This is a genomic window from Roseomonas indoligenes, assembly GCF_017813365.1.
Lineage (GTDB): Bacteria > Pseudomonadota > Alphaproteobacteria > Acetobacterales > Acetobacteraceae > Roseomonas > Roseomonas indoligenes.
Map to the genome: position 1 here is coordinate 140517 of NZ_JAGIZA010000008.1, position 22193 is coordinate 162709.

Genomic DNA, 22193 nt, shown 5'->3' on the forward strand with positions numbered 1-22193 from the left:
GCCGCCCCTCTCAAGCAGCGGGCCCGGCCTCGTAATGCGCCAGCAGCCACTCCTTGGGCTCCTGCGCCGCCTCGTCGTACCAGCGCGCCACCAGCGGGTGCGCGCGCACCGCCGCCATGTAGGCGCGGCCGCGCGGGGAGACGGCGGGGGCATAGGTGATCAGGCGCGCGACCACGGGCGCGTACATAACGTCCGCCACGCCCATCGTCGCGCCGTGCAGGAAGGGGCCGCCGCTGGCGTCCAGGCACTGCGACCAGATCGTCTCGATGCGCGCGATGTCCGCCAGCGCGTCCGGCGTGCCGCCGCGCCCGGCGAAGCTGCCGCCGAGATTCATCGGCATGGCCTGGCGCAGGGCGCGGAAGCCCGCATGCATCTCGCTCGCGGCGCTGCGGAGAAGGGCGCGCAGCACGCGATCCTCCGGCCACAGGGCGGGCGCGATCTCCGCGCAGTACTCGGCGATGGCGAGGCTTTCCCAGACCCGCGCGCCCTTGTGCTCGAGATAGGGCACGAGGCCGGTCGGGGTGGCCTGCTTGATGGCCGCGGTGTTGCCGCCGCCGGCCAGCGGGATCAGCACCTCCTCCACGTCCAGCCCGGCCAGGTGCACGGCCAGCCAGCCGCGCAGCGACCAGGAGGAGTAGCGCTTGGTGCCGATGAAGAGCTTGCCGTCAGCACCGGACTTCTCAGCCATGAACAGGGACCCCCTTCGACGTGGAATACTCGAAGTGCAGCGCTTCGTTGGGATGGACGCGCGGGTGGATGGCATGGGCCGCCATCGCGGCCTCCGAGAAGCCCTGCAGGATCAGCTTCAGCTTGCCGGGATAGGTGGCCACGTCGCCGATCGCGTAGATGCCGGGGCGCGAGGTCTCGCAGGTGGCGGGCGTCACGGTGACGTGGCTGCGGTCCATCCCCAGCCCCCATTCCGCGATGGGTCCGAGTTCCATGGAGAGGCCGAAGAAGGCCAGCAGGTGGTCCGCCTCCACGTCGCGCTCCTCGCCCTTCAGGGTCGCGAGCGTGACATGCGTCAGCTTCGCGCCGTCACCCTTCAGCGCGTGCAGCTGGTAGGGGATGGCCAGCTCCAGCTCGCCGCGGGCGGCGGCTGCTTCCATCTGTCCGGAGGTCTCGGGGGCCGCGCGGAACTTCGGGCGGCGGTGCACGACCGTCACCTTCGCCGCGAGCTCCTTGAGGGACAGCGCCCAGTCCACGGCGGAATCACCGCCTCCGGCGATCACCACCTTCTTGCCCCGGAAGTCCTCCCGCCGGGACACCATGTAGCGGACAGCGCCGGAGGCCTCGTACTGCGGCAGGTCCTCCAGCGGCGGGCGGTTCGGGCCGAAGGCGCCAGCGCCGGCGGCCAGGATCACGGCCTTGGCGCGCACGCTGTCGCCCTCGCTGGTGCCGAGGACGAAGCTGCCATCCTCCTCCAGCAGCCGCTCCACCCGCCGGCCCATCAGGTAGATCGGCGCGAAGGGCTGGGCCTGGGTCTCCAGCTCCCGGATCAGGTCCCCGCCCGCGATCCGCGGATGGGCGGGGATGTCGAAGATCGGCTTCTCCGGATAGAGGGCCGAGCACTGGCCGCCGATGGCTTCCAGCGCGTCGATCACCACGCATTTCATCCGCAGCATGCCGCACTCGAAGACGGCGAAGAGCCCGGCGGGGCCGGCGCCGATGATGGCGACGTCGGTCTCGATATGCGCGGTCATGGCGGCGGCCCGTCCCCCGATGGCGATGAGGGGAGGGGTGATACAGCGGGCGGGGAAGGGGGGGAAGCTTACCCCGCGCCGGCCCGCTCCAGGCGGAGGTGCTGGAGCAGCAGGACGGTCTTGGCGTCAATGATCTCGCCCGCCCCGACCATCGCCCATGCCCGGTCCAGGGGAAGTTCGAGAACCTCGATGTCCTCCCCCTCCTCCGGCCGCCCGCCGCCCGGGCCCGCGCGCTCGGCAGGGTCGTAGCGGGCGGTGAACAGGTGCAGCTTCTCCGAGGTGGCGCCCGGGCTGGGGTAGAGGGTGAAGGCGTGGCGCAGGTCGCGGGGCCGGAACCCCGTTTCCTGCTCGGCCTCCTTCCGCACCGTCTCCTCCGGCGTGTCCCCTTCCTCCACCATCCCGGCACAGGCCTCGGCCAGCAGGGCGGGGTCACCGTTGACGAAGGGGGCAGCGCGGAACTGGCGGACCAGCACCACCGTGCCCCGCCGCGGATCCAGCATCAGAACGGCCGCGCCCTCGCCCACGCGGTAGATCTCGCGCTTCACGGTCTGCCACCCGCCATCCCGGCGCCGCTGCTCGATCTCGTGGGATTCCAGCGCGAAGCGGGCGTTCGACAGGGTTTTGGTGGCGCGGATCCTGGCCTGCGGCTCCTCGCCCATATCCCTCAGCCCTCGGCCGGCCCGGGGGCGGCGGCGGCGGCGTTCATCGTCAGCAGCCCCGCCGCCAGCCGCGTCAGGTAGCGCGCGGCGCGCAGGCGGACGGCGGCCTGGCTGGCCGCGCCCTTCGGGGCGTCCTCCGGCAGGGTGCAGCCGGCCAGGGTGATGGCGCTGCCGACGATCCGGGCCTCCAGCGCGGCGGCCAGGGCCTCCGGCGCAGCTTCCCGGGGGAATTCCGTGTCCACCGCCTCGCCCGCGCGGTCGATCTCGACCTCCACCCGATCGTCATCGGCCAGCACCGCCATGATCTCGGCGGGCGGGTCGGGCTCCTCCCCGGCGCCGATCGCCATCAGCCCGATGGCGCCGACCAGCATGTGCATGGGGCCGGAATCGTCGCCGTCCCGGGCGAAGGCGCCGTAGGCGACCGCCAGCGCCGCCTCCCCCAGCATGGTCCGGCTCTCCGGGTCCATGGCCTCGATGGCCGGGGATTCCTCATTCCCGGGCACCGCGCCCTCGGCGAAGGCGCGGCTGACGGTGGCCAGGGCATCGAACAGCTTTAGGTCGGACGCGCTCGGCATGGCTGGGGTCCTGTCAGGCGTTCAGTTCGGCCGCACGCGGTCCACGGCGCGGTCCACGGCGCGCCCGGTCGCCTCGACGGGGCCGCTCGGCGGGTCCACCGCGTCGCGGGCGCGCTCGCCGAAGGTGCGGTTCCCGCCCGTGCAGGCGGCGAGGGTGGCGAGAAGCAGCACTGGCATCAGCGCGGCGCGGAGAGTGCGCATGGGGATCTCCCGGATCTGCGGCGGCCCCCCTCGGGCCACCTCTTCCCGGGCCTAACCGGCCGGGCTGCCATTCGGTTTCCGGCGCTTGCCCCGGCCGGGCGCGCGAGGGCAGATTGGGGCCGCCCATGACCGCCCCGATCACCCTTTCCCTGCCGGACGAGGCGGCCACCGTCGCGCTCGCCGCCAGGGCCGCGCGCCTGGCCCGGCCGGGGGACGCCATCCTGCTGGAGGGGCCGCTGGGAGCCGGCAAATCCGCCTTCGCCCGCGCCTTCCTCCGGGCCGCGGCTGGGGATCCGGCGCTGGATGTGCCATCGCCCACCTTCACCCTGGTGCAGTCCTACGACCTGCCCGGAGGCGCCGCGCACCACATGGACCTCTATCGGCTGGAAGGGCCCGATGCCCTGCCGGAACTCGGCTGGGAGGAGATGCGGGAGGGGATCGTGTTGGTGGAGTGGCCGGAACGCCTCGGCCCCTGGGCCCCGGGCGACGCCCTGCGCCTGTCCCTGGCCCCGGCGGAGGAGCCGGATGCCCGCACCGCCACCCTCTCGGGCTGGGACTCGCCCCGCCTCGCCGCCCTTGCCGGAACATCCGTCGCCGCATGACCCCTGACGCCTTCCTTGCCGCCCACGGCTATGCCGGGGCCCTCCGCGCGCCCCTGCCGGGGGATGCCGGTCATCGCCGCTACCTGCGCCTCTCCGGCGGGCCGCGCCCGGCGCTGCTGATGGACGGATCGGGCGCCGCCGCCGTGGGCCTTCCCTCCGTCGAGGCCGACCTGCGTGCCTTCATGAACATCGCCGCGCATCTCCGGGGGCTCGGCCTCTCGGCGCCGGAGGTGATCGCGGCCGACCCGCCCGCCGGCCTGATGCTGCTCGAGGACCTGGGCGAGCCGACCCATGCCGCGCTGCTGGACGGGGGCGCGGACCCCATGCCGCTCTACCTCGCCGCCGCCGAGGCCCTGGCCGCGCTGCACGCGGCCCCGCCGCCGCCGGGCCTGCCGGCCTGGGAAGGGGAGGCGATGGCCCGCGCCGCGGCGGCCACCTTCCTGGAGTGGTGGTGGCCCGCCGCCATGGGCGCGGAGCCGACGCCGGCGCAGCGCGAGGGCTTCCACGCCGCCCTGCGCGCGATGCTGGCGCCGTTCGAGGGGGCGGGGGGCTTCGTGCACCGCGACTTCTTTCCCGCCAACCTGCTGCCGGTGAACCGTGAGGGCCCGGCAGGGGTGGGCATCATCGACTTCCAGGATGCCGGCCACGGGCACCCGGCCTATGACCTGGTGAGCCTGCTGCAGGACGCCCGGCGCGACGTGGCGCCGGAGGTGCGCGCCGCCGCCACCGCCCGCTACATGGAAGCCCGCCCCGGCCTGGACCGTGCGGAGTTCGAGGCCGCCACCGCCGCAATGGCCGCGCAGCGCCACCTGCGCGTCGCCGCGCTCTGGGTGCGGCTGGACCGGCGGGACGGGAAGCCGCACTACCTCATCCACGGCCCGCGCTGCTGGCGGCTGCTGGGGGAGGCGCTTCGCCACCCCGCCACCGCCCCGCTGGCCGCCTTCCTCGACGAGCACGTGCCGCCCGCGCGGCGCGCCAACCCGATCACCCCCGCTGCCACGGAACACGCCGCATGATCCGCCTCACCCACGGCATGGTCCTCGCGGCCGGGCTCGGCACGCGCATGCGGCCGCTGACCGAGACCGTGCCGAAGCCCCTGCTCGCCCTGCGCGGCCGATCCCTGCTGGACCATGCGCTGGACCGGCTGGAGGAGAACGGGGTGCGCGACGTGGTGGTGAACGCCCATCACCTCGCGCCCCAGGTCGTGGCGGCCTGCGGGGCGCGGAAATCCCCCCGCTGCACCGTTCTGGTGGAGGACGTGCTGCTGGAGACGGGCGGCGGCGTGCGCAACGCCCTGCCGCATCTGGGGGATGCGCCCTTCGCCGTGGTGAACGGCGACGCCTACTGGCTGGACGGCCCCACCCCCGCCCTCGCGCGGCTGGCCGCCGCCTTCGACCCGGAGCGGATGGACGCGCTGCTGCTGATGGTGCGCGCGGCGACCGTGGACGGCGAGGTGGGGCTGGGCGACTTCCTGCTGGACCCGGTGGGCCATCTCCGCTGGCCGGAGGAGCGGGAGGTGGCGCCCTACCTCTATGCCGGGGTGCAGATCGTCCATCCCCGGCTGCTCGACGGCACCGAGCCATTCCACCAGACGGGGGGGCGCTTCGGCATGAAGGGGCCCTGGACGCGCGCCATCGAGGCGGAACGCCTCTACGGGCTGGTGCATGACGGGGCCTGGTTCCACCTCTCCACGCCGCCGGACCTGCAACGGGCGGAAGAAGCGCTGGACAAAGGGCTGGTGAAGCTGTTCTAGGCCTGTTCTCCGCCGCGGGGGCGGCGGAGCTGGGGGGCTGCATGAATCTGTACGAGATTCCCGCGCATCGTCCCTTCCTGGACGATCTGGCGCAGGGCGTGGTCGCCATGGCGGGTGGGGATGACCCGGCGGCGCTGGCGCGCGTCACCATCCTGCTGCCGACCCGCCGCGCGGCGCGGAGCCTGCGCGAGTCCTTCCTGCGCGCCTCTGGCAAGCCCGCCCTGCTGCTGCCACGGTTGCGTGCGCTGGCCGGGCTCTCCACGGAGGATGCGGAGGAGCTTTCCCTCCCCGCCCTGATGGACCAGCCCCCGGCGGTGGACCCGGCGCGTCGCTTGGCCGTGTTGACGGGCATGGTGATGCGCCTGCCCCCGCACTTCGGCGGCCCTGGCAGCCCGGACCAGGCCTGGCGCCTGGCGCTGGAACTGGCGACGCTGCTGGACGAGATGGCGCTGGAGGGCTGCGATCCCGCCCGCATCCCGGAACTCGTCACGGGCGACCTGGCGAAGCACTGGGAGATCACCCACACCTTCCTCGGCGGCGTTATCGAGGCCTGGAACGGGTGGCTGGAGGAGCAGGGCCTCTCCGACATCGGCACGCGCCGCGTGGCCGCGCTGCGCGCCCAGGCGGCGGCGTGGAAGGAGAACCCGCCGCGCGATCCCATTATCGCGGCCGGCATCGGCATCGGCGGCACCATCCCCGCCGCGGTGGACCTGCTGCGGCAGGTCGCGCGCATGCCGAACGGCGCGGTGGTGCTGCACGGCGCGGGCGAGGAGATGGAGGTGGAGCTGTGGGAGGCGCTGCGCGACGCGCACAGCCACCCGCTGAACGGCACCGCCCGGCTGCTGCGCGGCATGGACGCCACCGCCGCCGACCTGCGCCCCTGGCCGGGCTGCGCGAGCGATGCCCCGGCGCCGAACGAAGCCCGCGCCGCGCTGCTGGCCCGCGCCCTGCGGCCGGAACAGGCCATCGCCTGCTGGCAGGACAGGGAGCCGGAGCGCTGGCGCCCGGCGCTGACAGGGCTGGACCAGCTCATCGCGCCGGACGAGGCGGGGGAGGCCGCCGCCATCGCCCTGCTGCTGCGGGAGGCGCTGGAAACCCCCGGCGCCCGCGCCGCGCTGGTGACGCCGGACCGCGACCTCGCCCGCCGCGTTTCCGTGGAACTGCTGCGGCACGGCATCCAGGCCGATGATTCCGCCGGCCAGCCGCTGGGGATGACGCCGGCCGGCGCCTTCCTGCGGCTGATCGCGCGCATGGTGGAGGAGGGCTTCGCGCCCGTCGCCACGCTCTCCTGCCTCAAGCACCCCATGGCGGCCTGCGGGATGCCGCGCAGCGCCTGGATGCAGGCGGTGCGGGAGCTGGAGCGCTACGCGCTGCGCGGCCCGCGCCCCGCCGCCGGGCTGGACGGGTTGCGCCGCGCCGCCGAGGCGATCCGGCACGAGGCGCCGCGCGGGCGCGTGCTGGCGATGCTGGACGCGCTGGATGCGGCGCTGGGCGAGTTCCGCGCGCTGGAGCGGGCCGTGCGCCCGCCCGCCGACCTTCTGGCCGATCATCTCTCCGCCGCCGAGGCTTTGGCCTCCACGGACGAGTTGCCGGGCGGGATCCGGCTGTATCGCGGCGAGGAAGGGGAGCCGCTGGCCGTTCACCTCGCCGGGCTGGAACCGGCGATGCGGACGCTGCCGCCGCTGGAGGCGGCCGCCTGGCCGTCGCTGTTCGACGCGCTGCTGGAAGGGCCCCTGGCGCCGGGCGTGCGGACCATGCGCGGGCGCAAGGGCGGGTCGCACCCGCGCGTGCAGATCCTCGGCCTTCTGGAAGCGCGGCTGCAGAGCTTCGACCGTGTGGTGCTCGGCGCGCTGGAGGAGAGCGTGTGGCCGATCGCCACCGATCCTGGTGCCTGGATGAGCCGCCCCATGCGGACGCAGTTCGGGCTGCCGGCGCCGGAGGCGCGCATCGGGCGGGTCTGCGCGGACTTCCTTCTCTCGGCGCTTTCCGCCCCGCGCGCCACGCTGTCCCGCGCGCGCAAGCGCGGCGGTTCGCCCACGGTGGCCGCGCGCTGGCTGACGCGGATCGACACCTTCCTGCGCGGGCAGGAGCTGGGCGGGCTGGAGAACTCCCCCGCCACGGGATGGGCGGGGCTGCTCGACGTGCCGGATCGGCCGCAGCCCTGCGCGCGCCCGGCCCCCGCGCCGCCCGCCGCCATGCGCCCGCGCAAGATCGGCGTGACCGATGTGTGGCTGCTGAAATCCGATCCCTATGCCTGGTACGCCAAGCGCGTGCTGCGCCTGCGCCCGCTGGACGACCTGGACGCCGAGGCGGACGTGGCGGAGTACGGCAACATCGTGCACCACATGGTCTCGCGCTGGCTGACGCTCTGCGACGGCGACCCGCACTGCATCGATGCCGCCGCGCATTTCGGGGTGGCGACGGAGGAGGCGCTGGCGGAGTTCGCGCCGCGCCCCGGCCTGATGGCCTACTGGCGCCCGCGCCTGTCGCGCATCGCGGAGTTCGTGCTGGAGACGGAGCGCGGGCGCGACGGCGTGGCGAAGCGGCACGCCGAGATCAAGGGCGGCATCGACCTGCCCTGCGGCGTGCGGCTGGAAGGCCGCGCGGACCGGGTGGATGTGACAGAGGACGGACGCTTGGTCCTCATCGACCTCAAGACGGGCGCGCCGCCGAGCAATCCCGACATGGTCAGCGGCCGCGCGCCGCAGATGCCGCTGGAGGCCGCCATCGCCGCGCGCGGCGGCTTCGCGGACATCCCCGCTGCCGCGGTGTCGGGGCTTGAGCACTGGCACGTCTCCGGCGGCTGGGAGGCGGGCACGGTCGCGCCCTTCCGCCCGAAGGACACCACGCTGGAGGAGGTGAGCGAGGGGGCTTTCGAGGCGCTGAACGATCTGGTGAAGGACTTCCTGCTCGGCGACCGTCCTTTCCTCGCCCGCCCGCATCCCGCGCGCGCGCCGAAGGGGGATGAGTACGACCACCTCTCGCGCATCGCCGAATGGGGCGGCGCGGGGGAGGGGGATCTGTGAACGAGGCTTTTTCCGCCCGCTCGCGCGCGCAGTACAGCCAGCGCGTCGCCTCCGATCCGCGGCTCTCGGCCTGGGTGGGCGCTTCCGCCGGATCGGGCAAGACGAAGGTGCTGACGGACCGCGTGCTGCGCCTGCTGCTGCGCGGCGACGCCCAGCCCGGCCGCATCCTCTGCCTCACCTTCACCAAGGCGGCGGCGGCCGAGATGGCGACGCGCCTCGCGCGACGGCTCGGCGAGTGGTCCGTGATGCCGGAGGCGAAGCTGCGCGCGGCGCTGGACGATCTGGCCGGGCAGCCGCCGACGGCCGACGAGGTGGCCACCGCCCGCAAGCTGTTCTGCCGCGTGCTGGAGCAGCCCGGCGGGATGCGGATCGCAACGATCCACGCCTTCTGCCAGTCGCTGCTGCGCAGCTTCCCGTTGGAGGCCCGCCTGCCGCCCGCCTTCACCCTGCTGGAGGAGGCGGACAGCGCCACCCTGCTGGCGGAGGCGCGCGAGGCCGCGCTGGCCGGGCGCGCCATCCCGGAGGAGGCGCTGGCGGGGCTGGCGAAGCTCGTCTCCGCCGACAGCCTGGCGAAGGCGCTGCGCGAACTGGTGGGCAAGCGCGAGCGGCTGGCGCCGCTGATGGCGCGCGCCGATGGCTGCGACGGCGCGCTGCGCGAGGCGCTGGACATCCCCGACGGGGAGGAGGAGACGGCGCTCTCGGCGCAGATCACCCTCCCGCCGGATTCCTTCCGCGAGGCGCTGGCCACCCTGGCGCAGCACAAGAACAAGGTCCCGCGCGAGACGGCCAATGCCTTGCTGGCCCTGCTCTCCGAGGCCGAGGAGGTGCGCGCCGCGCGCTGGGCCTCCTGGCACACGCTGCTCTTCACCGGCGAGGGCAAGCCGCGCGCGGCCCTCGTCAAGGAGGAGGCCTATGCGCGCGAGATTGAGCGGGTGGAGGAGATCCTCGCGCGGCAGTCCGCGCACCGCCTGCTCTCCGCCACCGGCTCTCTGCTCTCCGCCGCGCGGCCGGTGCTGGACGACTACAAGGCCCGCAAGCAGCGCCGCGGCGCGCTGGACTTCGACGACCTGATCCACCGCGCCCAGGCCCTGCTGCGCGATCCCGGATCGGCCTGGGTTCTCTACAAGCTCGATGGCGGGCTGGACCATCTGCTGCTGGACGAGGCGCAGGACACCAACCCCGCGCAATGGGGCATCGCCCAGGCGCTGGCGGAGGAGTTCTTCGCGGGCAAGGGCACGCATGAGCCGGGCGACCGCACGCTGTTCGTGGTGGGCGACGAGAAGCAGAGCATCTTCGGTTTCCAGGGCGCCGACGCGCGCGGCTTCGCGGAGTGGGAGAGGCGCTTCGACGCGCAGGTGACGCGCGGCGGATCCGTGTTCGAGCGCGTGCCGCTGAACGTCTCCTTCCGCTCCTGCGCGCCCGTTCTGGCGCTGGTGGACAAGGTCTTCGCCGGCGACGTGGCGCGGCGCGGCGTGGTGCGCGACCACGCGGTGCTGGAACACTCCGCCGATCGCGCGGGGCAGGCGGGCAAGGTGGAGATCTGGCCGCTGCTGGAGCACGCGGACGCCGCCACGCCGGAGCCCTGGATCGTGCCGCGCGACCCCGTGGCCGCGCAGGACGCGGAGGCGCTGCTGGCGGAGGCGCTGGCCGCGCGCATCGCCGGCATGATCAGGGACGAGACCCTGCCCGCGCGCGAGGGGCGGCCCATCCGCCCCGGCGACATCATGGTGCTGGTGCGCCGGCGCACGCGGCTGATCGAGTTGCTGGTGCGGCAGCTGAAGCAAAAGAACATCCATGTCGGCGGCGTGGACCGCATCGTGCTGGTGGAGCAGATCGCCGTGCGCGACATGCTCGCGTTGCTCGACGTGCTGCTGCTGCCGGAGGACGACCTCTCGCTTGCCGCGCTGCTGAAGTCGCCGCTGGTGGGGATGTCCGAGGAGGACCTGCTGGACCTCGCCCATGGGCGCGAGGGGCCGCTGTGGCATGTCTTCGTCAAGCGGCGGGGGGAGAACTCCGGGATCGGCCGCGCGGCGTCCTGGATCGCCGGGCTGGCGGACCGCGCCGACCTCATCACCCCGCACGCGCTGCTCTCGGAGGTGCTGGGCGAGCATGGAGGCCGTGCGAAGCTGCTGGCACGCCTGGGCGCGGAGGCGGCGGAGGCGCTGGACGAGCTTCTCTCCGCCGCGCTGCGGCATGAGAACAAGTATGCACCCTCCCTCCAGGGCTTCGTGCAGTGGTTGCGGCGCGGCGGCGCCGAGGTGAAGCGGGAGATGGAGAACGCGGTGGACGCCGTGCGGATCATGACCGCGCACGGCTCGAAAGGCCTGCAGGCCCCCGTCGTCATCATCCCCGATATCGGCCGCGGCGGCGCGCGCGACACGCTGCTCTGGAGCGGCGCGCGGGGCGCCGGCGCCAACATGCCGGAAGTACCGCCCCTGGAAATACCGCTCTGGGCGCCGCGCAAGGAGTTCCAGGCCGCGCCCTGGACGCAGGCCCGCAGCGCGCGGGAGGCGGCGGAGGCGGAGGAGGAGAACCGCCTCCTCTACGTGGCGCTCACCCGGGCGGAGGACCGGCTGCTGGTCTGTGGCTTGGCGCCGCGCCGGGCGCCCGCCCATCCGCCCTGGCACCAGCTGGTGAGGGAGGGCTTCTTCCGCGGGCTGGAGGCGGGGCAGGACGGCTTCGCCCGTGTGCCCTTCGACCCTACCGCGCTCGGCCTGCCCGCGGATTGCGGCTTCGGCGAGGAGGGCTGGGAGATCACCGCCCCGCAGAGCGCCGAGCCGAAGGCGGACCCCGCCGTGCTGCGCGCGGAGGCCGCGATCCTGCCGCACTGGGCCACGGTGCCGGCCCCGGCGGAGGCGAGCCGCGACCCCATCGCCCCCTCATCCCTGGAGGGCGAGAGGGAGCCCCCCGCCGCCGCCCCGCACGGCGCGGGCGACCCCACCGGCCGCCGCTTCCGCCGCGGGCTGCTGATCCACGGGCTGTTGCAGCACCTGCCGGAGCACGATCCCGCATCCTGGGAGGGCATCGCCCGCCGCCACCTCGCCCGCCCCGGTCATGGCCTGAGCGCGGAGGAGCAGGAGGCCACCCTGGCCGAGACCCTCGCCGTGCTGCGCCACCCCGCGCTGGACGGCGCCTTCGGCCCGGACAGCCTCTCCGAGGCGCCGCTGGCCGGGGTGGTGGAGGGCCTCTCCATCGCCGGCCAGGTGGATCGCCTGCTGGTGATGCCGGATCGCGTGCTGGTGCTGGACTACAAGACGAACCGCCCGCCGCCGGCCGAGGTCTCCGCCGTGCCGGCGCTGTACCTGCGCCAGATGGCGGCCTATCGCGCCGTGCTGCGCGCCGCCTGGCCGGGGCGGCGGGTGGAATGCGCCCTCGTCTGGACCTGGTCCGGCCATGTCATGCCGCTGCCGGACGCGGCGATGGACCCGCACGCGCCCGGGGCGGGGGGCTAATCCACCTTCAGGGTCGAGACCGGGTCGCTGGCCGGGAAGCTCTCGTCCAGCGCCTCGTCCAACTCCGCCTCCTCATGCGCGCGGGGCGGCTCGGGGGCGGGCTTCGGCGGCTCGGGCGGCGTGGGCGGGGTCTTCTCGTCGGGCACGGTGCCTTCTCCTGCATCGGGGGCCGGAGCATAGCGATATGGCGCCGCGCGCGTCTTGTCCGGACCGCTCGCGCCGTCCGGCCCGGCAGGGCTCAGCCCACCCCCGTCGGCCCGTCCAGCACGATCCGCACGCGCCGCGCCAGTTCCGCGCGGCCATAGGGCTTGTGGATCAGGTCGAATTCCGTGCCGCCGGCATCGTCGCGGTTCACGCTGTCGTCGGCGTAGCCCGTGGTCAGCAGGATCTTCAGGCGCGGGCGCTGGCGGCGGGCTTCGCGCGCCAGCATCACGCCGTTCATGCCGCCGGGCATGATGAGGTCGGTGAAGAGCATGTCCAGCGGGGTGCCGCCGGCGATCATCCGCATCGCCTCGTGCCCGTCATGGGCGAGGTGCACGGTGTAGCCGAACTCCTCCAGGATGGCGCGGGCCAGCTCCGCCACCTCCGGCCGGTCGTCCACCACCAGGATCGTCTCCGTGCCCGGCCGCTCGGAGGCGCGGGGCGCGGCGGGGCGGTCGGCGACGTCCGCTTCCGCCTCGGGGAAGGAGAGATGGACGGTCGTGCCCTGGCCCGGCGTGCTCTCGATCCGCGCGGCGCCGCCGGACTGGCGGGCGAAGCCATAGACCATGGAAAGGCCCAGCCCCGTGCCGCGCCCCTCCTCCTTCGTGGTGAAGAAAGGCTCCATCACGCGGGACAGGATCTCGGGCGGCATGCCGCTGCCGTTGTCCGCCACGCTGATCGTCGCATAGCGTCCGGGCGTCAGGCCATTGGCCATGAGCGGCCCGTCGTTCTCGACTACGAGGGTGCTGGTGGAGACCGTCACGGCCCCGTCCGCCCGCCCGGCCAGGGCATCGCGCGCGTTGATCAGCACATTCAGCAGCGCGACCTCCGCCTGGGTGGCGTCCAGCCGGCAGGTGCCGATGGCAGGGTCCAGGTCGAAGCGCAGGACGACGCCATCGCCCAGGCTGCGGGCCGCCATCTCCCGCAGGCCTTCCGCCAGGGCGTTGAGGCTCATGGTCCGCCCCTCCAGCCGCTGCTTGCGGGAGAAGGCGAGGAGCTGCGAGGTCAGCGTCGCCGCACGGTCGGCCGCGGCGCGGGCGGCGCCAAGGCTGCGCTGCATCCGCCCCCGGTCCGGGTCCGGCTTGCCCAGGGCGCTGTCCAGCAGGTCCATGTAGCCGCGCATGACCTGGAGCAGGTTGTTGAAGTCGTGCGCGATGCCGCCGGTGAGCTGTCCCAGGGCCTCCATCTTCTGCGCCTGGCGTAGCGCGTCCTCCGCGTCCCGACGCCGGCTGACATCCAGCTGGGAGGCGAAGAAGTAGATCAGCTCCCCCTGCGGGTTCAGGATGGGGGAGATGAAGAGGGCGTTCCAGAAGGTGGAGCCGTTCTTGCGGTAGTTCAGGATCTCCGTCGCGATCTCCCGCCGCGCCTCGACGGCGCGCCGCACCTCCGCCACGGTTTCGCGGTCGGTGTCCGGGCCCTGCAGGAAGCGGCAGTTGTGGCCGACGATCTCCTCGGGCGTGTAGCCCGTCATCTTCAGGAAGGCCTGGTTGGCGAAGGCGATCGGATTGTCGGGCTTGTTGGGGTCCGTGACGATCATCGGCATGCGCGTCATCTCGACGGCCGCGAAGAAGATGTCGGAATGCGTGCTGGAGAACCCGCTATCCGCGCCGCCCTGCACGGTTGGCCGCCCTGAGGGCAGGAGCCCCGCGGCGTCCGGCGCCATCTGGCCCGGCTCTGCTTCGTCGGTCATGCGTCGTTCTGGGCGGGCGGAAAGGGCAACACCGCGTGCATATCCACCCGCATCGCGAAATCGCAAGGGGGGCGGCCGGGCCTTCCCGGCCGGTCCCCGCGGCTCACGCCGCCAGGGCCTGGACTGCGCGCGTGTTCCGCACCTGAACGAGGGTGAAAAGGCCGCCCGGCGGGCAGGACTCCAGCGCCTCCACCTGCGCCTCGGCGTCCAGCAGGTCCGTCAGCGCGAAGTCCGGGTGCCAGCCGAGGATGCGGGAAAGGGGGGCCATCGCCCGCTCCACCCACCAGCGCGGCCCATCCTGGGCGGCGAAGTGGTTCACGAACAGCAGCTGCCCGCCCGGCCGCACCACGCGCGACATCTCCGCGAACAACCGCTTGGCATCCGGCACCACGCTGGCGGTGAACATCGCCACGGCCAGGTCGAAGCTGTCATCCGCGAAGGCCATGCGCTCCGCGTCCATCTCGATGAGCCCCTCGACATGGGAGAGGCCCTCCGCCGCCACGCGCTCTCGCGCCTTCTCCAGCATCTCGCGGGAGAGGTCGACGCCGACGACGCGCTTCTCCCGTCGGTAGCGGGGCAGGGCGAGGCCGGTGCCCACCCCCACCTCCAGCACGCGGGTGCCGGGCAGGCGGTTCACCGCCGCCACCGCCCGCTTGCGCCCGAAGGAGGAGACGCCGCCGAAGACCGTGTCGTAAACGCCCGCCCAGCGACGATAGGCATCCCGCACCGCCCCCGCGTCCAGAACCGCCCGCTTGTGGTCGCGGGACGGGTCAGCGGTCAGGTCGGGCAGGGGCGGCGCCATGTTGCGTTCTGGATCCGAGTGTGGGGCCGGCCGAGAGGCGGGCCGGAGGAGGGCGCTAAACCAGCCACCGCCGGGGCGCAAGCATCCGTGAGGGCGGCGGGGTTCAATCCGTCGGGAGAGTGGAGCGCGCCGGGTCCCGTTCGCCGGCGCGGGCGGATCAATCCGCCGCGCCGCGCCCCGGGCCGGTCGGCCGGATCAGACGCACGCGCCGCCCTTCCACGCCGAGGGAGAGGTCGCCGTTCCGCAGTGCCAGGGCATCGGCGCCGAAGACCTTGCGGCGCCAGCCCTGCACGGCCGGCAGGTCCTCCGGCGCGTCGGACGCCAGGCGTTCCAGATCGTCGGAGCTGGCCAGCAGGCGCGGGGCCACCTGGTGCTCCTCCGCCTTTGCGGCCAGCAGCACCTTCAGCAGCGCCACCAGCGCCGGGGAGGCGGCGGGGCCGGACCTCTCGCGCGGGGCCTCGGGCAGCTCCGCCTCCGGCAGTTCCTTCGCGGCCTCGATCGCGGCCAGCAGGGAGGCTCCGGACTTGCCGCGTGCGAAGCCCTCCGTCACGCCGCGGGCGCGGGCCAGGGCGCCGGCATCCGTGGGCGCGGTGGCCGCCACCTCCAGCAGGGATTCGTCGCGCAACAGGCGCTGGCGGGGGATGTTGACGCGCTGCGCCTCCCGCTCCCGCCAGGCGGTGATGGCGCGCAGCACGCCGAGGAAGCGGCGGTTGGTGGTGCGCGGGCGCAGCTTCTCCCAGGCCGTCTCGGGGTCGGTGCCGTAGGTGGCGGGGTCGATGAGGGCCGCCATCTCCTCCGCCACCCAGTCCAGCCGCCCCTCCTTCGCCAGCCGGTCGCGCAGCGCCACGTAGATGCGGCGGAGATGCGTCACATCGGCGGCGGCATAGGCGATCTGGGCGGGGGAGAGGGGGCGCGCGGACCAGTCGCTGAAGCGGTGGGCCTTGTCGATGGAGGCGTTGGCCAGGGCCCGGGCGAGGCTGTCATAGCTCGCCTGGTCGCCGAAGCCGGCCACCATGGCGGCGATCTGGGTGTCGAACAGCGGCTGGGGCGTGGCGCCGTAGCGCAGCACGAAGATCTCCACGTCCTGCCGGCAGGCGTGGAACACCTTCACCACGTGCTCGTCCGCCAGAAGGGCGCCGAGCGGGGAGAGGTCGAGGCCGGGGGCCAGCGCATCCACCACCGCCGTGTCGTGCTCGCCACCGAGCTGCACGACGCAGAGTTCCGGCCAGTAGGTGCGCTCCCGCATGAACTCCGTGTCCACCGTCACGAAGGGCTCCTGGCGGAGCCGTTCGCAGAGCGGCACGAGCTGCTCCGTGGTGGTGATGAGGACGGGCTCGGGGTCGGCAACAGCCGGGCGGCGGGACATGGGGCGCCGGTTTAGTCGGAGAATGCGCCGGTCACAAATCGCACCGGCGCCGGCGCTGTCGCCGCATGATCCGTGGCGCGATCCGTGGCGCACGGAAATCGCTGCCACCGGCGGCTGGCCTGCCCCCCGTGGCGGGCCGGGCGCCCCGCCGCGGGCTGCACGCCGGTCATGCGGCGGCAGGCCGGGCCGGGCGGCTCTTCCGACTCGTCGCCCTCCCGCGCCGCCGGCCGGAAAGCATCAGCTCCGGGCAGCGGCGCCCGGAACTGTCCGCTGAGCCGCCTGCATCCCGTCCCAGTAATCCGGCTCCAGTTCCTGCGGGCCACGGAAGGAATAGGGCCGGCCCGCCTCTCCATCGAGGTAGCCGGACCGCCAGGCCGTCGCCTGGGCGGAGGGGGCCTGCAGCGGCGCCGGCGGCGGGGGTGCCTGCGGGTCGGCGACGACCCGTCGCGCCTCCGCCTCGATGCGGGAGGCCAGCCGGACCATGCTCCCGACCGCTCCCTCCGGCGTCGTCGTCGGGGCCGGGTTGGCCAGCAGCCCCGCCATCAGGCGCGACGCGATCCGGGCCACCAGGGTGGCCTTCTTGCCCTCGGGTCCCTCCAGCGCGGGCGTTTCCACGCTGCCGGCCGTCTCGGCCAGGCTGGGCAGGGGGAACTGCCGGGCGCCATTGAGGCGGCGGGCCATGGCGCCGCGCCGGCCGGCCGGCATAGCCGGCATCGCGTTCCGCATGGCCCGTTGCTTCTCGCTCATCATCGTCTCGCTTCCCAGTTTCTCGCTTCTCAGTGCGGTGTAGGGCCGCGGTGCCGGCCCAGCGGTTCCGGCACGAAAGGGCCGGATGATCCGGGCCAACCTGTCCCGGATCGGCCGCCGTTCCGGCCATGGCGGGGCTGCCTGGCCTCCGCCCCGCCGTTCAGCCCGGCGTGAAGCGGCGGCCCTGCTCCGCCGCCTCGGGGCGGGACAGGGTGACCACGGCCCCCAGGGCGCCACCGAGAATGAGAACCACGCCGACCGCCCTTCCTACTCCACCGACGAGAAGGACCAGGGCCAGGCCGGCCGCCAGGGCGGCGAAGGAGAGGGCATAGACAGTGAGGGGGCGCATATCATTCTCCTGGGGGAATGGCAGCGCCCGTCGTGCCAAGGCGCCGCCACGGCGCGCATCGCGCGACCGGGTCGTCTTCAGCCCTTTTGCTGTGTGCTGGTGCCCTTACCGGAGGGCAGAGGCCCCCCGCTCCCGTCACCAGACCAGGAGCGTGCGGTAGCAACGCTTCGTATCATAAAAGAGATGGAGACCGCAAAAAGATATTTTTCTTCGGATCGCTGAAACCTCCTGGCTGTCCGGGCTTCCTTTCTGGCCCCGAGGGCGCCGTTGGCGGTGTCGTTCCCCGAAGTCCTCCTGCTCTCAAGCGCTCTGGTCGCTACCAATTCAGTCCAGCAAGGGGGCGCGGATCACCGTGCGGCGCGGGGACATGGCCGGGCCGGAGACCCGGACGAACGGGCGCTTCGACAGGATCTATGGAGATGCTGGACCGCGTGCTGGAAGCGCGCGGCGCCGGCGAGGAACCCTCCGCCCGGCGGATTATTCCTCCCGATCCCGGATCGGCTTCGGCTTGGGCAGCCAAGGATAGACCGGCAGGCCCAAGAGATGACGCGACCACTCCACAGCTTCTTGCTTGCGCTGGATCACCTCGCGGATCTGTCCGCTTCTGGGCAGCTTCGGCGGGAACGGGCGAGGCTTCTTCATCCGCTGACGTTGGCACGTTCCGGGAACCAGCCGCTTTCGCCTGTGTCAGTCACCGAGATCCGCGCCCGGATCATCTGTACCCGATGAGCGCCACCACTCCCGCATCGCCAACTCCCGCCGCAGGTTGTCGTGGAGCATTCCCTGGAAAACCTTCATGTTCCCAAGCAGGGCCCTCGCGGCATCGAGGGTGAGGGAAGTTCCCAGCCCTTCCAGGCGATCGACGCGGCCCTGCTGAGCCAAGACCCATTGGTCCCATTCGCGCGTGTAGCGATGGACCTGAGTAAGCCTCGGATCATCGTCGTTGGCGGTCATGCCGACCTCCATTCCGAACCGGAACCGACCCTGGGCTGATGATCCCGGGCGTAGCAATCACCTGCGTTACCGCTGCCCGACGACCCCCGGGCAGCCCTGAAAACCCGGAGCGCCTTACGGCCACCATAGTCGGGTCTGTGGCGCCCGCGGCCTCGCTCCTTCCCCTCCGAAGGCCATGGAGCCCTGGGCTGGCGTCCGCATCCCGCCACCGCCGGGGCGGTCGCCCCCTCCCGGTCCGTTGCTCTCTGCGGGATGTGCAACCCGTCTGGCTAGGGATGTGCTTCCGTCGGGAAGCGGATCTGGGGCGCTGGCGCAGGGGCAACCGGCCAGGCGGGCCGCCGGCCCCGGCCTGAACCGGTTCCGTCCGCCCGCAGACCCCTTCTCAGCCCGCCGGCGGGTCGAGGAAGGTGTAGAGGGCGGCGATCCGGCCCCCACGCACCACCGCCACGTCCAGCCCCGTGACGCGCGGCGGCCCACCCGGCGGGCCGAAGCCCCAGTGCAGCCGCCCGGCCCCCTCCACCGCCTGGACAGGACCGGTCTCCGTGAAGACGAAGTCCGGCAGCTTCGCCTGTAGGGCCTGCACCGACTCGTCCAGGGCCGCCTGGCCGCGGCCGCTGCCATGCGGATCGGCGAAGACGAGGTCCTCCGCGTAGAGTTCCGCGATGGCGGCGCGGCGTCTGGCCGCGTCGCGCTCGCCGAAGACCCCGTGCAGGTTGCGCCGCATCAGCGCGGCGGTCCCGCTGTCCTGTTCCATGGTCCTGCTCCCTCTCAGACCTGCGCCATGCCGCCATCGACGAAGAACTCGGCCCCGGCGACGAAGCTGGCATCGTCCGAGGCGAGGAAGACCGCCGCCTTCGCGATCTCGTCCGGATCGGCCACGCGGCCCAGCGGCACCTGGGCGGCCAGGGCGTCCAGCAGGCCCTGCTGGTGCGCGGCCTCCGGCCCGGCCAGTTCCACCAGCCCCGGGGTCTTCACCGGGCCGGGGCTGAGGACGTTCACGCGGATGCCGCGCGGCTTCAGATCCAGCGTCCAGCTCCGCGCGAGGTTCCGCACAGCGGCCTTGGAGGCGCTGTAGATGCTGAAGGCCGGCGTGCCCATCGCCGAGGCGGTGGAGCCGACGAGGATGACGGAGGCGCCGTCCACCAGCAGCGGCAGCGCCTTCTGCACGGTGAAGACCACGCCCTTCACGTTGCGGTCGAAGATGTCGTCGAAGTGCTCCTCGGTGATGGAGCCCAGGGGCAGCATCGTGCCGCCGCCAGCCCCGGCGAAGAGGACATCGATCCGCCCCGCCTCCGCCTTCACCCGCTCATAGAGACGGTTGAGGTCGGCGGACCTCGCGGAGTCCGCCTGGATGCCGGTGGCGTTGGGGCCGATCGCGGCGACCGCCGCGTCCAGTTCCACCTGCCGGCGGCCGGTGACGAAGACGCGCGCCCCTTCAGTGGCGAAGCGCCGGGCGACCGCGAGGCCGATGCCGCTGGTGCCACCGGTGACGACGGCGACCTTGCCTTCAAGTCTGCGAGCCATGGGAGATACTCCGTGGTTGTTCGATGCACGGAAGATGTCGCCAGGAACGACCTTTCAAAATAGAAAGGATCGAAAGTCATCCTTGCAGGATTGTCGATGTCGCGGCTGCCGGATTTCGAGGCCCTGGCCATGGTCGCCAAGGTGGCGGAGGAGCGCTCCTATGCCGGCGCGGCCCGGGCGCTGGGCGTCTCCGTCGCCACCGTCTCCCGCTCGATCACCCGGTTGGAGGAGCGGCTGGGCGGGCGGATCTTCAACCGCACCTCCCGTCGCCTGGCCCTGACCGACCTGGGCCGTGGCCTGGCGGAGCGGGCCGGACGGGTGCTGTGGGAGGCGGAGGAGGCGGAGAGCGCGGCACGGGAGCTGGCGAGCCGGCCGCGCGGGCTGATCCGGCTGGCGGTGCCCATGTCCTTCGGCCTGCGCTGGGTGGCGCCGCTGCTGCCGGAGTTCTTCCGGCAATACCCGGACATCGCCGTGGACCTGCACCTGAGCGATGCGAGCGTGGACCTGATCGGGGAGGGGTTCGACGCCGCCCTTCGCATCGCCGTGCTGGAGGATTCGTCCTTGATCGCGCGGCGGCTCTGCCCGGTGTCGCGGCTCGTCGTCGCCGCGCCCGCCTACCTCGCCCGCAACGGACGGCCGCATCACCCGCACGACCTCGTGGCGCATCACTGCCTCGGCTATGCCTACCGCGCGCGGGGCGACACCTGGCGCTTCACCGGGCCGACCGGCGAGGAGGAGGCGGTGACCCCGACCGGCCCGCTGCGGGTGACGAATGTGGAAGCGCTGCTGCCCACGCTGCTCGCCGGGCTCGGCATCGCCGAATTGCCGGACTTCATCGCCCGGGACTACCTCGCCAATGGCCGGCTTGAGGCGGTGCTGCCGGGCTGGCGGCTCGCCTCCGGTGGCCTCTACTTCATCACCCCCACGGCGCGGAACCGGCCGGCGAAGGTGGAGGTCCTGGCGGGCTTCCTCGCCGCGCGCCTCTCCCGGCCGGGCTGACGCCCGACAGCCGGCCCGGCGACGGAATCGTGCAAGACGGCAGGCCCGGCGATTGTAACCTATCCGTGAGGGCCAAGCGCCGAATCGGGTCTAACCTGACCCAATCGACAGGCCGGACAGTCACGCTGAAGGAGCGCCCCATGGCAACGATCAGGTCCGCGCTGCCCCGCCGCGCCCTTCTGGCAGGCGCGCCGGCCCTCGCCGCCCTGTCCGCCTGCGCGCCGGAGGTACCGCCCCAGGGGCTGCCGCCCGAAGGGGGCGAGGCGACGATGCGGCCCGCCGGGCACGATGCCGGCCCGGGCGCGCCCGCCCTCTTCGACAGTCCCGTCGCGACGTGGATCGACCTCGCCTCCCGCATCGGCGGTGCCCAGGACGGTGCGTGGCCCCGCGCCGCCACGGTGGCCCTGACCATGCGGGCCATGCACGACGCGCTGAACGCCATCGAGCCGCGCTACGCCCGCTGGATTCCCCGCGACCCCTCCGAGCCGGCCGGCACCGGCGCCTCGCCCCTCGTCGCGGTTTCCGCCGCGGCCCATACCCTTCTTGTCACTCGGGGCCCCCGCGCGGAGGCGGACGCGCTCCTCGCCGCCTGCGTGGCCCGGGAACCCTCCGGTTCGGCCCGGGAGGCCGGGATCGCCCTCGGCACCGCGGTCGGCACCGCCACCATGGCACGGGTCGGCACGGTCCCGCCGGAGCGCCGGCGCTTCGCCGTCTCCGACCAGGAGGCCGTGTGGCGGTCCACGCCCGCCCGTTTCAGCAATACCTACTTCTACCTCGATCCTCCCTTCCTCTTCCCGGACCGCAGCGCCCTGTTCGGCCCGCCGCCGCCCCGCATCCTCTCCGCGCGCTACCGGGAGGTGCTGGACGAAGTGCGCCGCCTCGGCGGGAAGGACTCCACGGAGCGGACCGCGGCGCAGACCGAGACCGCGAGCTTCTGGGTGCCGCAGCTCCTGCACCGCAACCTGATGATCGTGCTTCTCCTCCGCCTAGCGACCCAGCCGCCGCGCGGCGGGCTGTGGGACACCGCGCGGATGGTCTCCATCCTCGCCACGGCCAATTCGGACGCCGACGTCTTCGCCTATGGCGAGAAATCCCATTTCTCCTTCTGGCGCCCGGTCACCGCGATCAATCTCGGCAGCCCTGGCATCGCCCCAGACCCGCAATGGCAGCCGCTGCTCGAGACGCCCGCCCACCCCGACTATCCTTCGGGCCACAGCGTGGACGTCAGCACCGGCACCCTCGTCATCGCCGGGCTGCTCGGCGACGCGCCGCTCCGCTACCAGGCCTACGACCGACCGGACCGCCAGCCCCGCGAGTTCTCCAGCCTCGCCGCGCTGCGCCGCGAATGCTCCGACAGCCGCGTCTGGGCAGGCGCCCATTTCCGCTCGGCTTGTGAGGAGGGAGAGCGGATCGGCGGAGCCATCGCCGCCCGCGCCCTCGCCCAGGTGCCGCCTATCAGGGCGTAGTTCCGGCATGTCCTGCTTCTGATCGGTCCGGAGCCAGGGGACGCTGCCCCCTGGAACCCCCGCCAAGGGCCTGAGGCCCTTGGATTCCCCGACGGACTTTCGAGATCGCCGGCGCGGCGCTGCTGGA

Annotated in this window: 21 protein-coding genes; 7 read left to right on the forward strand and 14 right to left on the reverse strand. The window is 73.2% G+C overall.

The features are described 5' to 3' along the window. Window positions 1-10: 10 nt before the first annotated feature. The 5 genes from J5Y10_RS14700 to J5Y10_RS14720 all read right to left on the reverse strand — a co-directional run bounded on the left by J5Y10_RS14700 (window position 11) and on the right by J5Y10_RS14720 (window position 3135). Complete coding sequence (locus J5Y10_RS14700; protein ID WP_209374773.1) at window positions 11-688, reverse strand: glutathione S-transferase family protein; 678 nt, start codon at window positions 686-688, stop codon at window positions 11-13. After that, the gene (locus J5Y10_RS14705; RefSeq protein WP_209374774.1) at window positions 681-1700 is read right to left on the reverse strand and encodes an NAD(P)/FAD-dependent oxidoreductase; all 1020 of its coding nucleotides are present in this window, start codon (window positions 1698-1700) and stop codon (window positions 681-683) included. The genes J5Y10_RS14700 and J5Y10_RS14705 overlap by 8 nt, the downstream gene beginning before the upstream one ends. 68 nt (window positions 1701-1768) lie before the next feature. Next, window positions 1769-2359 carry an NUDIX domain-containing protein gene (locus J5Y10_RS14710; RefSeq protein WP_209374775.1) on the reverse strand — a complete coding sequence of 197 codons (591 nt, stop codon included), beginning with the start codon at window positions 2357-2359 and terminating at the stop codon, window positions 1769-1771. Window positions 2360-2364: 5 nt separating this feature from the next. Next, window positions 2365-2934, reverse strand: coding sequence for a hypothetical protein (locus tag J5Y10_RS14715; protein WP_209374776.1), 570 nt, complete (start codon window positions 2932-2934; stop codon window positions 2365-2367). 21 nt (window positions 2935-2955) lie between these two features. Then, the gene (locus tag J5Y10_RS14720; RefSeq protein WP_209374777.1) at window positions 2956-3135 is read right to left on the reverse strand and encodes a hypothetical protein; all 180 of its coding nucleotides are present in this window, start codon (window positions 3133-3135) and stop codon (window positions 2956-2958) included. A gap of 125 nt (window positions 3136-3260) precedes the next feature. On the opposite strand from J5Y10_RS14720, the gene tsaE reads away from it, so the two are divergent. Genes tsaE through addA form a run of 5 tightly spaced genes read left to right on the forward strand, consistent with a single transcriptional unit; the run spans window position 3261 to window position 11968 of the window. Further along, window positions 3261-3737: a tRNA (adenosine(37)-N6)-threonylcarbamoyltransferase complex ATPase subunit type 1 TsaE gene (gene tsaE, locus J5Y10_RS14725; protein WP_209374778.1), complete on the forward strand. Its 477-nt coding sequence runs from the start codon at window positions 3261-3263 to the stop codon at window positions 3735-3737. Then, window positions 3734-4753 (forward strand): aminoglycoside phosphotransferase family protein, encoded by a 1020-nt coding sequence (locus tag J5Y10_RS14730; protein ID WP_209374779.1) that lies wholly within the window; start codon window positions 3734-3736, stop codon window positions 4751-4753. Before tsaE ends, J5Y10_RS14730 begins: the two co-directional genes overlap by 4 nt. Then, window positions 4750-5490, forward strand: coding sequence for a nucleotidyltransferase family protein (locus J5Y10_RS14735; RefSeq protein ID WP_209374780.1), 741 nt, complete (start codon window positions 4750-4752; stop codon window positions 5488-5490). Before J5Y10_RS14730 ends, J5Y10_RS14735 begins: the two co-directional genes overlap by 4 nt. 41 nt (window positions 5491-5531) lie before the next feature. Then, a complete protein-coding gene (addB, locus tag J5Y10_RS14740; RefSeq protein ID WP_209374781.1) occupies window positions 5532-8516 on the forward strand; it encodes a double-strand break repair protein AddB in 2985 nt (994 codons plus the stop codon). Next, a complete protein-coding gene (gene addA, locus J5Y10_RS14745) occupies window positions 8513-11968 on the forward strand; it encodes a double-strand break repair helicase AddA (protein WP_209374782.1) in 3456 nt (1151 codons plus the stop codon). Before addB ends, addA begins: the two co-directional genes overlap by 4 nt. On the opposite strand, the gene J5Y10_RS14750 is transcribed toward addA, so the two are convergent. The 9 genes from J5Y10_RS14750 to J5Y10_RS14790 form a co-directional block, all read right to left on the reverse strand. Next, complete coding sequence (locus J5Y10_RS14750) at window positions 11965-12114, reverse strand: hypothetical protein (RefSeq protein WP_209374783.1); 150 nt, start codon at window positions 12112-12114, stop codon at window positions 11965-11967. The genes addA and J5Y10_RS14750 overlap by 4 nt on opposite strands. A gap of 92 nt (window positions 12115-12206) precedes the next feature. Beyond that, a complete protein-coding gene (locus J5Y10_RS14755; protein ID WP_280855211.1) occupies window positions 12207-13859 on the reverse strand; it encodes a histidine kinase famiy protein in 1653 nt (550 codons plus the stop codon). Window positions 13860-13962: 103 nt separating this feature from the next. Beyond that, complete coding sequence (locus tag J5Y10_RS14760) at window positions 13963-14661, reverse strand: class I SAM-dependent methyltransferase (protein ID WP_209374784.1); 699 nt, start codon at window positions 14659-14661, stop codon at window positions 13963-13965. Window positions 14662-14818: 157 nt separating this feature from the next. Then, a complete protein-coding gene (rnd, locus tag J5Y10_RS14765) occupies window positions 14819-16027 on the reverse strand; it encodes a ribonuclease D (protein ID WP_209374785.1) in 1209 nt (402 codons plus the stop codon). 237 nt (window positions 16028-16264) lie between these two features. After that, window positions 16265-16774 (reverse strand): hypothetical protein, encoded by a 510-nt coding sequence (locus tag J5Y10_RS14770; protein WP_209374786.1) that lies wholly within the window; start codon window positions 16772-16774, stop codon window positions 16265-16267. 160 nt (window positions 16775-16934) lie between these two features. After that, window positions 16935-17123, reverse strand: coding sequence for a hypothetical protein (locus J5Y10_RS14775; protein WP_209374787.1), 189 nt, complete (start codon window positions 17121-17123; stop codon window positions 16935-16937). Between the two features lie 687 nt (window positions 17124-17810). Next, window positions 17811-18077, reverse strand: a complete 267-nt coding sequence (locus J5Y10_RS14780) for a hypothetical protein (protein WP_209374788.1) — start codon at window positions 18075-18077, stop codon at window positions 17811-17813. A 382-nt stretch (window positions 18078-18459) separates the two neighbouring features. Next, window positions 18460-18831 (reverse strand): nuclear transport factor 2 family protein, encoded by a 372-nt coding sequence (locus tag J5Y10_RS14785; protein ID WP_209374789.1) that lies wholly within the window; start codon window positions 18829-18831, stop codon window positions 18460-18462. Between the two features lie 14 nt (window positions 18832-18845). After that, window positions 18846-19601: an SDR family oxidoreductase gene (locus J5Y10_RS14790; RefSeq protein ID WP_209374790.1), complete on the reverse strand. Its 756-nt coding sequence runs from the start codon at window positions 19599-19601 to the stop codon at window positions 18846-18848. A 96-nt stretch (window positions 19602-19697) separates the two neighbouring features. Between J5Y10_RS14790 and J5Y10_RS14795 the strand changes: the two genes are divergently transcribed. Together J5Y10_RS14795 and J5Y10_RS14800 are read left to right on the forward strand one after the other, a co-directional pair. Next, window positions 19698-20600 (forward strand): LysR family transcriptional regulator, encoded by a 903-nt coding sequence (locus J5Y10_RS14795; protein WP_209374791.1) that lies wholly within the window; start codon window positions 19698-19700, stop codon window positions 20598-20600. A gap of 140 nt (window positions 20601-20740) precedes the next feature. After that, window positions 20741-22066 (forward strand): vanadium-dependent haloperoxidase, encoded by a 1326-nt coding sequence (locus J5Y10_RS14800; protein WP_209374792.1) that lies wholly within the window; start codon window positions 20741-20743, stop codon window positions 22064-22066. The last annotated feature ends 127 nt before the right edge of the window (window positions 22067-22193 follow it).

Bases quoted from the DNA above. Each gene is read 5' to 3' on its own strand.
- J5Y10_RS14700 (WP_209374773.1), bottom strand. From the start codon at position 688: ATGGCTGAGAAGTCCGGTGCTGACGGCAAGCTCTTCATCGGCACCAAG.
- J5Y10_RS14715 (WP_209374776.1), bottom strand. From the start codon at position 2,934: ATGCCGAGCGCGTCCGACCTAAAGCTGTTCGATGCCCTGGCCACCGTC.
- J5Y10_RS14760 (WP_209374784.1), bottom strand. From the start codon at position 14,661: ATGGCGCCGCCCCTGCCCGACCTGACCGCTGACCCGTCCCGCGACCAC.
- J5Y10_RS14795 (WP_209374791.1), top strand. From the start codon at position 19,698: ATGTCGCGGCTGCCGGATTTCGAGGCCCTGGCCATGGTCGCCAAGGTG.
- tsaE (WP_209374778.1), top strand. From the start codon at position 3,261: ATGACCGCCCCGATCACCCTTTCCCTGCCGGACGAGGCGGCCACCGTC.
- J5Y10_RS14785 (WP_209374789.1), bottom strand. From the start codon at position 18,831: ATGGAACAGGACAGCGGGACCGCCGCGCTGATGCGGCGCAACCTGCAC.
- J5Y10_RS14705 (WP_209374774.1), bottom strand. From the start codon at position 1,700: ATGACCGCGCATATCGAGACCGACGTCGCCATCATCGGCGCCGGCCCC.
- J5Y10_RS14755 (WP_280855211.1), bottom strand. From the start codon at position 13,859: ATGACCGACGAAGCAGAGCCGGGCCAGATGGCGCCGGACGCCGCGGGG.
- J5Y10_RS14775 (WP_209374787.1), bottom strand. From the start codon at position 17,123: ATGCGCCCCCTCACTGTCTATGCCCTCTCCTTCGCCGCCCTGGCGGCC.
- J5Y10_RS14780 (WP_209374788.1), bottom strand. From the start codon at position 18,077: ATGACCGCCAACGACGATGATCCGAGGCTTACTCAGGTCCATCGCTAC.
- J5Y10_RS14735 (WP_209374780.1), top strand. From the start codon at position 4,750: ATGATCCGCCTCACCCACGGCATGGTCCTCGCGGCCGGGCTCGGCACG.
- J5Y10_RS14800 (WP_209374792.1), top strand. From the start codon at position 20,741: ATGGCAACGATCAGGTCCGCGCTGCCCCGCCGCGCCCTTCTGGCAGGC.
- J5Y10_RS14790 (WP_209374790.1), bottom strand. From the start codon at position 19,601: ATGGCTCGCAGACTTGAAGGCAAGGTCGCCGTCGTCACCGGTGGCACC.
- J5Y10_RS14770 (WP_209374786.1), bottom strand. From the start codon at position 16,774: ATGAGCGAGAAGCAACGGGCCATGCGGAACGCGATGCCGGCTATGCCG.
- J5Y10_RS14720 (WP_209374777.1), bottom strand. From the start codon at position 3,135: ATGCGCACTCTCCGCGCCGCGCTGATGCCAGTGCTGCTTCTCGCCACC.
- addB (WP_209374781.1), top strand. From the start codon at position 5,532: ATGAATCTGTACGAGATTCCCGCGCATCGTCCCTTCCTGGACGATCTG.
- rnd (WP_209374785.1), bottom strand. From the start codon at position 16,027: ATGTCCCGCCGCCCGGCTGTTGCCGACCCCGAGCCCGTCCTCATCACC.
- J5Y10_RS14730 (WP_209374779.1), top strand. From the start codon at position 3,734: ATGACCCCTGACGCCTTCCTTGCCGCCCACGGCTATGCCGGGGCCCTC.
- J5Y10_RS14710 (WP_209374775.1), bottom strand. From the start codon at position 2,359: ATGGGCGAGGAGCCGCAGGCCAGGATCCGCGCCACCAAAACCCTGTCG.